At 67.3% G+C, this 12504-nt stretch carries 12 protein-coding genes; 5 read left to right on the top strand and 7 right to left on the bottom strand.

Translation table 11 applies throughout. The annotated features are described in order from the left end of the window. Positions 1–61 precede the first annotated feature (61 nt). Positions 62–964: a DMT family transporter gene (locus tag AADZ78_RS09380; RefSeq protein WP_085248654.1), complete on the bottom strand. Its 903-nt coding sequence runs from the start codon at positions 962–964 to the stop codon at positions 62–64. A gap of 345 nt (positions 965–1309) precedes the next feature. Between AADZ78_RS09380 and AADZ78_RS09375 the strand changes: the two genes are divergently transcribed. Continuing rightward, positions 1310–2674: a DUF349 domain-containing protein gene (locus AADZ78_RS09375; RefSeq protein WP_085248651.1), complete on the top strand. Its 1365-nt coding sequence runs from the start codon at positions 1310–1312 to the stop codon at positions 2672–2674. 60 nt (positions 2675–2734) lie between these two features. Here AADZ78_RS09375 and AADZ78_RS09370 read toward each other — a convergent pair whose 3' ends face one another. The 4 genes from AADZ78_RS09370 to recA form a co-directional block, all read right to left on the bottom strand. Then, the gene (locus AADZ78_RS09370) at positions 2735–3382 is read right to left on the bottom strand and encodes a hypothetical protein (protein ID WP_085248649.1); all 648 of its coding nucleotides are present in this window, start codon (positions 3380–3382) and stop codon (positions 2735–2737) included. Further along, the gene (miaB, locus tag AADZ78_RS09365; protein WP_085248888.1) at positions 3370–4890 is read right to left on the bottom strand and encodes a tRNA (N6-isopentenyl adenosine(37)-C2)-methylthiotransferase MiaB; all 1521 of its coding nucleotides are present in this window, start codon (positions 4888–4890) and stop codon (positions 3370–3372) included. The genes AADZ78_RS09370 and miaB overlap by 13 nt, the downstream gene beginning before the upstream one ends. A 61-nt stretch (positions 4891–4951) precedes the next feature. Further along, the gene (gene recX / locus AADZ78_RS09360; protein WP_085248648.1) at positions 4952–5470 is read right to left on the bottom strand and encodes a recombination regulator RecX; all 519 of its coding nucleotides are present in this window, start codon (positions 5468–5470) and stop codon (positions 4952–4954) included. Beyond that, positions 5436–7580: an intein-containing recombinase RecA gene (gene recA / locus AADZ78_RS09355; protein WP_085248886.1), complete on the bottom strand. Its 2145-nt coding sequence runs from the start codon at positions 7578–7580 to the stop codon at positions 5436–5438. Before recA ends, recX begins: the two co-directional genes overlap by 35 nt. Before the next feature lie 179 nt (positions 7581–7759). Between recA and AADZ78_RS09350 the strand changes: the two genes are divergently transcribed. Next, positions 7760–8407 (top strand): (2Fe-2S)-binding protein, encoded by a 648-nt coding sequence (locus AADZ78_RS09350; protein WP_085248887.1) that lies wholly within the window; start codon positions 7760–7762, stop codon positions 8405–8407. A 36-nt stretch (positions 8408–8443) separates the two neighbouring features. Here AADZ78_RS09350 and AADZ78_RS09345 read toward each other — a convergent pair whose 3' ends face one another. Beyond that, positions 8444–8638, bottom strand: coding sequence for a DUF3046 domain-containing protein (locus AADZ78_RS09345; protein WP_420847862.1), 195 nt, complete (start codon positions 8636–8638; stop codon positions 8444–8446). Positions 8639–8660: 22 nt separating this feature from the next. Next, on the bottom strand, positions 8661–9827 hold the full coding sequence (locus AADZ78_RS09340; protein ID WP_085248645.1) for a glycosyltransferase: 1167 nt from the start codon (positions 9825–9827) through the stop codon (positions 8661–8663). Between the two features lie 43 nt (positions 9828–9870). On the opposite strand from AADZ78_RS09340, the gene AADZ78_RS09335 reads away from it, so the two are divergent. The 3 genes from AADZ78_RS09335 (at position 9871) to AADZ78_RS09325 (ending at position 12486) form a co-directional block, all read left to right on the top strand. After that, positions 9871–10302 carry a limonene-1,2-epoxide hydrolase family protein gene (locus tag AADZ78_RS09335; RefSeq protein WP_085248643.1) on the top strand — a complete coding sequence of 144 codons (432 nt, stop codon included), beginning with the start codon at positions 9871–9873 and terminating at the stop codon, positions 10300–10302. After that, positions 10303–10719, top strand: a complete 417-nt coding sequence (locus AADZ78_RS09330; protein ID WP_085248641.1) for a DUF5313 domain-containing protein — start codon at positions 10303–10305, stop codon at positions 10717–10719. It abuts the gene before it with no gap. Between the two features lie 135 nt (positions 10720–10854). Continuing rightward, complete coding sequence (locus AADZ78_RS09325) at positions 10855–12486, top strand: PE family protein (RefSeq protein ID WP_085248639.1); 1632 nt, start codon at positions 10855–10857, stop codon at positions 12484–12486. The last annotated feature ends 18 nt before the right edge of the window (positions 12487–12504 follow it).

Genomic DNA, 12504 nt, shown 5'->3' with positions numbered 1-12504 from the left:
CCGCGCTTACCCGCCGGCACCGATCCCGATTCGTTACCCGAGCGCCACGGCGTGGCGTCCGCTATGGCACTGCAAGCTGGCCGGTGACTTCCACTGTGTCGGTACGGGTGGCCATCATGGCGGCCTCGTCGTGGACCAGGGCCACGGTAGCGACGGCTACCACTGCCACAGCAGCCAGCAACGTCAATACCTGTCCCTCGCCGGTGTGCACCACCTCGCCGAGCACGGTGATCCCGAGCACCGACGCGATCAACGGCCTGGCCACCGTTATCGTCGGCAACGACGCGGTCAGCGCGCCCGCGCGCAACGATGACTGCTGAAACATCAGCCCGATCGGCAGCACCACGATCCAGGCATACAACTCGGGGCTGCGGATCAGTGTCGGCAAACCCTTGCCGAGTTCGGCCACGACTGCCTTGGTCAACACCGTGAACACCGCCAGCGTTGCCGCCGATGCCACTGCCAGCAGCACCGCTGACAGCGGACCCGAAGTCATCCGTGCCCCCACCACGCAGACGAACAGAGCCGGAATCAGCACCACGGCGACGACGGCCCATGTCGACCATGGCGCCCGGGAATGGCCGGCCGAAGGGTCGCCGGCCATGACAATGACCGCCACCGCGCCGGCAAGCAGCACCGCCCACATCCACTCCCTGGCCGTACACCGGTGATGAGCCAGGCGGGCGTCGATCGGCAATGCGAACAGCAGGGCCGTGGCCTGCAGCGATTGGACCAACACCACGGACCCCATGGTCAGCGCGACGGCCTGCAGCGTGAAGCTCAGGAGTGCCGCGATACTGCCCAACCACCACTGGAGGTGCCGCAGTGAGAGGTGGAACAGCGTGAAGTGGCCGACCTCCTCGCTGGTGACCTGTTGCGCCGACCGCTGCAGGACCACATATCCGATGCCAGCGAGCAGCGCCGCCGCCAGTGCGAGCAGCGTCGCGACCCCAACGTTGGCCATGGCTGATCTTCCTCCGACATCCGGCCCGGGAGCAGTCGCGTAAACCTGAAGTTAGGCAGTTGTTCAATAATGACTCGTGTGCGCTGGTTAAGCCACACCGGGAATTTCTGCTCTATGAGCAACACCAACGAGGCCCAGCCGAAGACCCGCCTAGCTCATCGGCCGGTGAAAAGTACCCGCGATAGTAGCGGCGCACAAAGTTGCGAGCTGTTTGAATACTGTGGGAACCGGTTGGGAGAACCTGACGACGGCGTTGAGCCGCAGCAGACCTGCCGACCGTAGAGGTGCCGCTTCGCGCGGCAGATGCGCGGGATATCGACCGCGCGAAGGGTAGGTGACGAGCGCATGATGGCTGACGAAACCCGGATCAGCGAGCCATCCGGTCCGGTCCAGGGGGCGGTGTCGGGCCGCCCTTCCGGGGCGGCACCACGTCCGGGACCGCGTCCCGGGCCCCGGCCAATGCCACGACCCACGTCCCACCCGGTGGCCACACCGGTGTCCAGCGACCCACACCGGTTCGGGCGTGTCGACGACGACGGCACGGTATGGCTGATCAGCGCCGCCGGTGAGCGCGTCGTCGGCTCCTGGCAGGCTGGCGACCCCGAAGCCGCGTTTGCACATTTCGGGAGACGATTCGACGACCTGAGCACCGAGGTCACGCTGATGGAGGAGCGGTTGGCGTCGGGGACCGGCGATGCCCGCAAGATCAGAGCTAACGCCATAGCGCTGGCCGACACGCTGCCAACCGCATGCGTGCTGGGCGACGTCGACGCACTCGCAAACCGGTTGCGCACCCTGCGCGAGCACGCCGATGCCATTGCCGCCGCGGATCGCTCCAAACGAGAGGAGCACCGAGCCGCTCAGACCGCCCGCAAGGAGGCGTTGGCGGCCGAGGCCGAGGAGCTGGCCGCCAATTCGACGCAATGGAAGATCGCCGGTGACCGGCTGCGAGCGATTCTGGACGAGTGGAAAACGATCAGCGGTTTGGACCGCAAGGTCGACGACGCGCTGTGGAAGCGTTATTCCGCTGCCCGGGAAACGTTCAATCGGCGGCGTGGATCGCACTTTGCGGAACTGGACCGCGAGCGGTCGGGTGTCCGGCAGTCCAAGGAACGGCTCTGCAAGCGCGCCGAAGAGTTGTCCGAATCGACGGACTGGACCGCTACCAGCGCGGAATTTCGCAAGCTGCTTGCCGAATGGAAGGCGGCCGGACGAGCGAGCAGAGATGTGGACGATGCCCTGTGGCGCCGTTTCAAGGCCGCCCAGGACGTGTTCTTCACCGCCCGCAACGCGGCCACCGCGGAGAAGGACGCGGAGTTGCGGGCCAATGCCGCTGCCAAGGAGGCGCTGCTTGCCGAGGCGGAAAAACTCGACTCCAGCAATCACGACGCCGCCCGAGCGGCGCTGCGGTCTATCGCCGAGAAGTGGGACGCAATCGGCAAGGTGCCACGGGAGCGATCCGCCGAGTTGGAACGGCGATTGCGTGCGGTCGAGAAGAAGGTGCGCGACGCGGGCGAATCGGATTGGTCCGACCCGCAGGCGCAGGCCCGCGCCGAGCAATTCCGGGCCCGGGCCGAACAGTTCGAACACCAGGCCGAAAAGGCCGCCGCCGCCGGCAGGACCAAGGAAGCCGAAGAGGCAAAGGCGAACGCCGAACAGTGGCACCAGTGGGCTGAAGCGGCCGCTGACGCCCTGACTCGCAGGCCCTGACGCCCTGACCCGGCCCTGACGCCCTGACCCGCAGGCCCTGACGCCCCTGACCCGCAGGCCCTAGCGATCGTCGTCTTGGTCAGTGGCGGTACCGGCCTCCGGGCCGGTTTCCGGCGTATCAGGGGCATCCAGGCTATCCAGCAGCGTCTGGGACTGTCGCTCCGCGACGGCACGACGGCGCTGTTCCTCGGCCGCGAGCTGCACGATGGTGCGCGACCACACCACCCGGGCCCAGTGAAACGTCAACACCATCACGGTGATCCACGACACGACGAGCCCCGCACCCGGACCGGGATGACCGACGGCCACGGTCTGGCGCGACCACACGGCCAGCAGCCCGGTGCCACTGGCCAGCGCGGAACCCACCAGCGCCACCCAGGCCAGCGCCCACCGCCGCGTCATCAACGCCAACATCGAGAAGCCAACGCTGAACACCAGCGCCAGCCAAACAAAGACCCGCGACGGTAGCGCCACGGCGGCCGCGGCGGCGCCGTGAGTGCCAAACAGCACGTCCCATCCCCGAACGCTGCCGGTGTGCGGCAGGACAAACGAGCCCAGCAGCACAAACACCAGGATCGCGACAACGAGAGCCCTGGCACCGGGATCGATCTCACGAGCAACCCGGCGCTCTGCCGCCTCGATTTCATCCCGGAAGGCGTTGAAATCCCGGAAATCCGCCAAGTCCTGTTCTCCGTTCAATTTCCGCATCCGGCGGGTGCGACGGCGGGGACGGGTTGTCCGACGCTGGGCATACCCAGACCGACGCCGCGCGGGCGCTGCCCTGCCGCGTGCGCGTCGCCGGCACGGGTGCGGCGGTGGGTCAGGATGCCGGCGTCCGCGATCAGATGGTGTGGCGCGGCGTCGGTGACCGTCGTGGTGATGATGTCGCCTGGACGCACCTGCTGATCGCCTGGCGTGAAATGGACCAATCGACCGTCGCGCGCCCGTCCGGTCATGCGCGACGTGCGGGTGTCCTTGCGTCCTTCGCCGGTCGCGACGAGCAGTTCGACGGTCTGCCCGATAAGGGCATGGTTGGCCTGCAAGGAGATCTTCTCCTGCAGCTCGACCAGTCGTTCATAGCGTTCCTGCACAACGGCTTTCGGCAACTGCCCATCGAGTTCGGCGGCCGGGGTCCCAGGCCGCTTGGAGTACTGGAAGGTGAACGCGGCCGCGAACCGGGCCCGCGCCACCACGTCGAGGGTCGCCGCGAAGTCCTCCTCGATCTCGCCTGGAAAGCCCACGATCAGATCGGTGGTGATGGCGGCGTGTGGCATCGCCGCCCGCACCCGATCGATGATGCCCAGATAGCGCTCGGCGCGATAGGACCGCCGCATTACGCGCAGGATCCGGTCCGATCCGGACTGCAGCGGCATGTGCAGTGCGGGGCACACGTTCGGCGTGGCTGCCATCGCCTCGATGACATCGTCGGTGAACTCGGCCGGGTGTGGGGAGGTGAACCGGACCCGCTCCAGTCCGTCGATGTGGCCGCAGGCGCGCAGCAGCTCGGCGAAGGCCCCCCGATTGCGAGGCAGGGCCGGGTCGGCAAACGAGACCCCATAGGCATTGACATTTTGGCCCAGCAGAGTGACTTCGAGCACGCCTTCGTCCACCAAAGACCGCACCTCGGCCAGGATGTCGGCCGGACTGCGGTCAACCTCTTTGCCACGCAGCGACGGGACAATGCAAAAGGTGCAGCTGTTGTTGCAGCCGACCGAGATGGAAACCCAAGCGGCATAAGCGGATTCGCGGGCGCTGGGCAGGGACGACGGAAACTGCTGCAACGCCTCGGCGATCTCCACTTGGGCAACCTTATTGTGCCGAGCCCGGTCGAGCAGGGTCGGCAGCGACCCGATGTTGTGAGTGCCGAAGACGACGTCGACCCATGGCGCCTTGCGCAGCACGGCCTCTCGGTCCTTCTGGGCGAGGCAACCACCGACCGCGATCTGCATGTCCGGGTTGCTGCGCTTACGCGGGACCAGGTGGCTGAGGTTGCCGTACAGCTTGTTGTCGGCGTTTTCGCGGACGGCGCAGGTGTTGAAGACCACCACGTCGGCGTCGACGCCGTCGACCGCGCGCTGGTAGCCGGCCGCTTCCAGCAGGCCGGCCAGCCGCTCGGAATCGTGGACGTTCATCTGACAGCCGTAGGTACGGACCTGGTAGGTGCGCGCCGACTCCGCCTGTGCAGCAGGCGAAGCCTGGGCGTGTCGCGCCACCATCGAAGTCACGTCGGCCATGGTACGGCGACTGACCCCGTCGGGCCGAGTCAGCCTCGACAGCCTAGACCCGCCGGCGCTCCCGTTCGGCGGCCAGCTCGGCGACCACCACCTCACATGCAGTGGTCTGGCTGTACCCACGCCGGGCCAGCATCGCCACCAGCCGGCGACACATCCGCGCTTCGTCCGCTAGCGTCTCCCGGCGCAATCGGGCCCGTACCAGCTGCTCGGCCCGCGCCCGCTCGGCCCCGGCGTCGATCCCGCCCAGCACCGCGGTGATCACGTCGTCGTCGACACCTTTGGTATGCAGCTCAGCGGCCAGCGCGCGCTTGCTCTTTCCCGCATTCGCGCGCCGGGACTGCACCCACTGTTCGGCGAAGTCGGTGTCGTCTACTAACCCAACGGTGGTCAGCCGATCCAAGACCCGGTTACTGATATCGTCGGGGTACCCCCGCTTTGCCAACTGGCCTGCGAGCTCGGCCCTGGTCCGTGCTCGCGCGGTGAGCAGGCGCAGGCAGAATGCCCGCGCCAGCTCCTCGCGAGACGGCTCAGAAGTCGACGGGGGCGGGCAGGACGTCGTCATCGGTCACCACTGCACCAATGCCAAGCTTTTCCTTGATCTTCTTCTCGATCTCGTTAGCGATGTCGGCGTTCTCCGTCAAGAAGTTGCGGGCATTCTCCTTGCCCTGGCCGAGCTGCTCGCCCTCGTAGGTGAACCAGGCCCCGGACTTGCGGATAAAGCCCTGGTCCACACCCATGTCGATCAGCGAGCCTTCCCTGCTGATGCCCTTGCCGTAGAGGATGTCGAACTCGGCCTGCTTGAACGGCGGCGACACCTTGTTCTTGACGATCTTGACGCGGGTGCGGTTGCCGACCGCATTGGTACCGTCCTTGAGCGTCTCGATCCGCCGCACGTCCATGCGCACCGATGCGTAGAACTTCAAAGCCTTTCCGCCCGTTGTCGTTTCGGGTGAGTTATGCACCATCACACCGTCGGCGAAATAATTGTGCGAACCCTCAACCTCGATATCGAAGCGACTCATGATGGGGTAATCAGTCTTTGATTCGATCTCGGTTACACGTGCTGGCATCAGCTCCATAGTTGGTTCGATGAACTGTGGCGTCACTATGCTGTGCCCACGGAACCGCGGCAACAGCTTGTACTCCATGCATGGCGCCATGTAGGGCGCCACTAGTTCCTGAAACTTCGCGGTGGCTGCTGTAGAGAACACCAACACGGTCTTGGCGGCTACACCAGCTTTCCGAAGTCTTACATCGAGGCCGTGAGTGTCACGCAGGTAGTCACGGAGGCGCACTTGCGAACCCTCACTCATCGCCTCAACACAGATCTCGATTCGTCCGCTTCCGCCTTGTGTGCGCTGCTGCAGGCCTTTGGAGCGGAGGCTGAATGAACCGTCGTCCATGTACCAGATCGCTAAGGAGAGTGGGGTAAGCCCCTTGAGGTACTCCTCCGAGAGAAACTTTTTTCCACCACCCAAATACACTGCGCTTCGCAACTCATGGAGTTCCGCAAGCGGGGAGAAGTCGGCGAACACTGCACCCTTGCTGTTAACCGTGCGACTGTGCGGAATGTTCTCTAGCAGAGAGACTTTCCAATCAAGATATGCCGACTGCTGGGCTCCGTGCCCTATGCGGAGCCGCGCACTCTCGGAATCCTGTCGAACTGGCAGGGACAGACACCCATCACCCATCAACGAACCCAGAACGACTTCCCATTGCTGATCACTGAGCAGGCGTGGCTGTGCCAACATCACTCGGTCGCCGACACCTATGTCTTCAGCTTCACGCCACCCAGCCGGGGTTCGGATGAGATGGTTACGAGTCATCGCCAAGCTGGCGTGACCACGTCCCGTCCCGCTGCCTGCTCGATCGACTTTGAAGTGCAGGAACTCTTCCGTTTTTCCGTTGTTAAACCAATTGGTCACCCTGCGCGGCACGATTTGCCCGGATTCGAAGTCGTATGACAAGACCTCGACGTCCATCTTCTGGTTCACAATCTTGCCAAGCTTTTCAGTCGATCCGTCGGCCAGCGTGACATTCGTGTACCAGGAACCACATCCGAACATCACGCCGATCTTGTCGCGAAGCTGGTTGATGAAGATAGCCGTGGTCCCCGAATTGTTCAGCGCGCCAGTCATTTTCCGCAGCGCCTGGCTCATCAGCCGGGCTTGCAAGCCCACGTGGCTGTCCCCCATCTCGCCTTCGAGTTCCGCCCGCGGCACCAGCGCCGCCACGGAGTCGATGACCACGATGTCAAGAGCGCCGGAGCGGATCAGCATGTCGGCGATCTCGAGTGCCTGTTCACCGGTGTCCGGCTGGCTGACCAGCAGCGAATCGGTGTCGACACCGAGTTTCTTGGCGTACTCCGGATCCAGCGCGTGCTCGGCGTCGATGAACGCCGCGACACCGCCGGCGGCCTGGGCATTGGCCACCGCGTGCAGCGCCACGGTGGTCTTACCCGAGGACTCCGGGCCGTATATCTCCACGACCCGGCCACGGGGCAGGCCGCCGATGCCCAGGGCGACGTCCAGCGCGATGGACCCGGTCGGAATGACCGAGATCGGCTGACGTACCTCGTCGCCGAGGCGCATCACCGATCCTTTGCCGTAACTCTTCTCGATCTGGGCCATCGCCAGCTCGAGAGCCTTCTCACGGTCGGGGGCTTGCGTCATGGTGCCTCTCCTGTAGTCGGTGTTCGGTTGACCGGTTCGGTCGGTTAGCCGTGACACTAGAGATGGCCACCGACAAATCGGATCCCCGAATGATCACCACAGTAGCCGAACACCTGTTCGATTCAAGTCGGACACGCCGCATGTGGCAATATCGCTCGATATCAGCTGACAGAAAGCGCATGGACATCTCCGCGGTACTGACCGAAATTTCCTCCTATGGAGGGTTTTTCGCGCTCACCGTGGGTGGAGACGCGGCAGGATGGCATCCGGTCGTCCAGTCCTACGCCGACGGGTATGAGGATCTGATCGACGCCACGGTCAAGCGGTACCGCACTACGGAATTGCGGGTCGGCGCCTCCCTGGTGCACCTCGGCCATGCCGCCCGGCTCTGGTCACCCGTTCTGGCCTGCGTCCTGGGCCGCGGCGTCGTTCCCGACCTGTCTGACCTGCAGCGCGCCGATGACGGAGCGCGGCTCCGACTGCCCGAGCCCGTCGGCGAACCCGTCTCCCCTTCCCCCGAGCTGTTGTATCGCGTAGTCGTGCAGGACCATATGGAACCCTTTGCGGCCGGCCTGCGCATCGACCCGGCGCCCGGCCTGCTGTACGGCAACATCGCCTCCGCCCTCGTCGGAGCGTCACACGCCCTGCTTGCGGCGCGGCCGGACTTGCGTCGGCCGATCGTCGAGATCACCAACGACCTGCTGGGGACCGGCTGCCTTGCCGGGTCGGGTGTGCTCACCAGCGACGGGTTGGACTTCAAGCGCCGCAGCTGCTGCCTTTTCTACCGCATCCCTGGCGGCGGCAAATGCGGCGACTGCCCGCTCTGATCCACCGAGTCTGCGGTGAGTGCGCAACTTTGCCGCTCACCACTGGTCGCGAGGGACCTCGAAGTCGGCGCATAGCGCCCGCCAGACGTCGCGGGGCTCGACACCGTCCTCTATCGCTTGCGCGGCGGTACGACCGTCGAAGCCCGTCAACACGTGATCGACCAACACCGACGCGCCATAAGCCGCGCCAAATCGCAGGGTGACCCGCTCGTGGAACTCCGTCAGCCGCACGCCAGCCAACATACCCAGCAAGCTAACCCGCCAACGCCAACCCTTCGTGACACACCCGCACCGGATCGGCGACCCCGCCGACGCTGGAGGCGGCTGTTATCGCGGCCTCTCGGTATCGCGGCGACGACAGCACCTCGTTAACCGCAGCCACCAACGCGTCGGCAGTCACGGGCCGGATCAGCCGCGCACTGCCCTGACGTGCTACCCGATTGGCCATCTCCCACTGATCCCCGCCGCCGGGCACCACCACCAAGGGCACCCCCGCCAGCAGCGTCTTGGCAACCATCCCATGACCACCGCCGCAGATCACCAAATCGGCATGGGTCAGCAAGTCGTCTTGACGTCCCAGCCCCGCCGCCGCCCACGGCGGCAGCTCCAGGTCCGGCCCCTCCAGCCGCGAAACCACCAACCGCGATCCCGATGGCAGGGTCTCGCCCGGCCTCAGACATTGCAACGTGAGTTCGACCAAACCGACGGTCCCGGTCAGTGCGGTAGACGGCGCGACGACAACCACCGGTCCGGAGCCTGGCGGAATGTCCAGCACCTGATCCGTCGGCTCGAAGTGCAAGGGGCCCACCACAACGGCCTCGGCCGGCCAGTCCGGGCGCGGAACCTCCAACGCGGGCAACGTGGCGATGAGCCGTCGCAGCGGCCCCGGGTCGCGGGCCGGCAGTCCGATCTCGACCCGCACGGCCGCGCGCTGCCGCAGGCCCGCACGCCAGGACCGCGCCGTAAGCGCCCGCATCGCGGCATCCCTCACCCGACCACGGATACCGGTGCCCGGCGCCAACCCGCTGCCGATCGGCGGCAGCCCTTTCGACGGCAGGTACAGCGGATGCGGGTTGAGTTCAATCCAGGGAATCCCCAGCAATTCGGCGGCCATGCCGCCGCACGCGGTGATGACGTCGGACACCACGAGATCGGGGGCGAGGTCGCGCAGCGCCGGCACATTGAGCACGGCCATCCCTGCGGCCCGCCGATGGATCCTGGCCCCGGCGTCCACGTCGTCGTCGATGGCCGCCAGCCCGGCCAGTTCGACGGCGTCGATCCCGGCCGCGCGGGCGGCCCCCAACCATTTCACCCCGGTGAACAGGGTGGGCGTGTCGCCCGCCTCGCGGAAGCGTTGGCACAGCGCGATCGCGGGAAACGAATGCCCGGGATCCGGCCCGGCGACCACGGCGACGCGCATCCGCCTTACCCTGCCACAGCGCCCCGGCCGTAGGCTGGCAACCATGACCGAGCTGACCGAGACCAGCACTGACAACATCCGCACGGTCGAGGGTTTCCTGAACGCCCTGCAGGATGAGGATTTTGAAACCGTAGACGCGGCACTCGATGACAACCTCGTCTACGAGAACGTGGGACTGTCCAGGATCCGCGGCGGCCGCCGAACGGCGAGGCTGCTGCGACAGATGCAGGGCCGCATCGGGTTCGAGGTGAAGATCCACCGGGTGGCCGCCGACGGCGCCGCGGTACTCACCGAGCGCACCGACGCGCTGATCCTCGGACCGCTGCGGATTCAGTTCTGGGCGTGCGGCATCTTCGAGGTGCACAACGGGCGGATCACCCTGTGGCGGGACTACGTGGATGCCTACGACATGCTCAAGGGGTTGGTGCGCGGCCTCGTCGGGATTGTTATTCCGTCACTGCGGGCGACGCTGTAGATGAGCGAGGCACGCACGAAGCCGAACGCGCCGCAGTTCATCCGCTATTGCTGCGGCGGGCGGCTGCCCGACTCGATGCGGGACTGGGTGCGCAACGACCTGGCGGGCAAGGGTGCGACCTTCCGGATGATGAGGCGGGTCTTCGTTCCGGCCGTGCTGGTGGTCGCTCCGTTCTGGCTGATTCCGACCACGCTGGACGTCCACCTGAGCATGACGCTGCCGATTCTCATTCCATTCGTGTACTTCTCGCACGCGCTCAACAAGATCTGGCGCCGGCACATGCTGCGCGTGCACGGCCTCGACCCCGAGCTCGTCGACGAACGCACTCGGCAACGAGACGCCCATATCCACCAGGCGTACATCGATCGCTATGGCCCGCGACCCGACTCGACGCCGGTGCGGGGCAGTGACGTCTGACAGCTGACCTGTTGAGGTAAACCCGAGTACTTGGTGCCGGGATCGTCTTACGATGGTTTTGCCGCGTCTCGAAGCTGAGCTCACGGCCTCTGGACGTGCATGACCTAGTGGACATGGCGTACTCGGAGGTCTCTGATGTCAGTCGTAATCGTGACTCCGGAGTTGTTGGCTGCGGCGGCAACGGATTTGGCAAGACTCGGTTCGACAGTGAGCGCGGCCAATGCCGCCGCGTCAGCCCCCACCGTCACGCTCCTGGCCGCGGGTGCCGATGAGGTGTCGGCGGCCGTGGCGTCCTTGTTCGGGGCGCACGGCCAGGCATATCAGGTCCTCAGCACGCAGGCGGCGGCGTTTCACCAGCAGTTTGTGCAGGCCTTGACCGCAGGCACGAACTCGTATGCGGCCGCCGAGGCCGCCGCCGCGTCGCCGCTGCAGCCACTTTTCGACCTGATCAACGCGCCCTTCCTGGCGGCGTTGGGACGCCCGCTGATCGGCAACGGCGCCAACGGGGCTGCGGGGACCGGGGCGGACGGCGGGGCCGGCGGGATCCTGTGGGGCAATGGCGGCAACGGCGGATCCGGCGGCACCAACACCAGCGGCAGGGGCGGTAACGGCGGGGCGGCCGGGCTGTGGGGCAACGGCGGCACCGGCGGCGCTGGCGCGAACCGTGCGATCGCTCCCGGGGCCGGCGGAAACGGCGGGGCCGGCGGCCTGTTGTTCGGCGCCGCCGGCGCAGGCGGCGATGGCGGTTTCAGCTTCCTCGGCGCCAACAACATCACCGCCGCACCCGGCGGAGCCGGCGGAGCCGGCGGGCTGTTCGCCGCCGGAGGAGCCGGCGGCACCGGCGGCCGGGCCTTCAACGGCGGCACCGGTGGAGCCGGCGGAGCCGGCGGAGCCGGCGGGCTGTTCGCCGCCGGCGGCGCCGGTGGAGCCGGCGGCGACGGTGGCGGGCCTGGTTTCAATGGCACTGGCGGCGCAGGCGGGGCCGGCGGCGCCGGCGGGCTGTTCGGCCCCGGCGGCGGCCACGGTGGCGACGGCGGCGACGCCACCGCCGGCTCCGCGGTGGGCAAGGGCGGCGCCGGCGGCGCTGGCGGCGCCGGCGGGCAGTTCGGTGTCGGCGGGGCCGGCGGAGGCGGCGGCACCGGCGGCACCGGTGGTGTCGGCGGCACCGGTGGAATCGGCGGCAACGGGGGCACGCTCTTTGGCTCCGGCGGCGCCGGCGGCGCCGGCGGCGGCAACGACACGACCGGCGATGGCGGCGCCGGTGGCAACGGCGGCAACGCCGGCTTGTTCTACGGCGACGGGGGCGGCGGCGGTGCAGGAGGCACGTCCCGCAACGGCACCGCCGGTCAGGGCGGCGACGGGGGCACCGGCGGGCTGGCCGGCTCTGGCGGCGCCGGCGGCAACGGCGGGGGCGGTTCGAAAGGCGGGGCCGGCGGGGCCGGCGGGACCGCCGGACCGTTCTACGGTAACGGCGGTGCCGGCGGTGCCGGAGGGGGTGGCCTCGGGGAGGACGGCGGCGACGGCGGGGCCGGCGGCAAGGCCGGGCTCATCGGCGATGCCGGTAACGGCGGCAACGGCGGTCAAACGCTGGGCGGTGCCGGCGCTACCAGCGGTAGGGGCGGTAACGGCGGCAGCGCCTGGGTGATCGGCAGCGGCGGTAACGGCGGTAACGCCGGGACCGCCTTTAATGGTGGGACGCGTGGCGCCGTCGGCGCCGGTGGCGCCGGCGGGCTGCTGCTCGGCTCGAGCGGCCAGGACGGCCAGTAGCGCGGGACGTCGGGCGGC

It is taken from the genome of Mycobacterium riyadhense, from assembly GCF_963853645.1.
Lineage (GTDB): Bacteria > Actinomycetota > Actinomycetes > Mycobacteriales > Mycobacteriaceae > Mycobacterium > Mycobacterium riyadhense.
The sequence above is the reverse complement of the archived record's forward strand: the minus strand, read 5'-3'. Positions and strand labels throughout refer to the sequence as shown.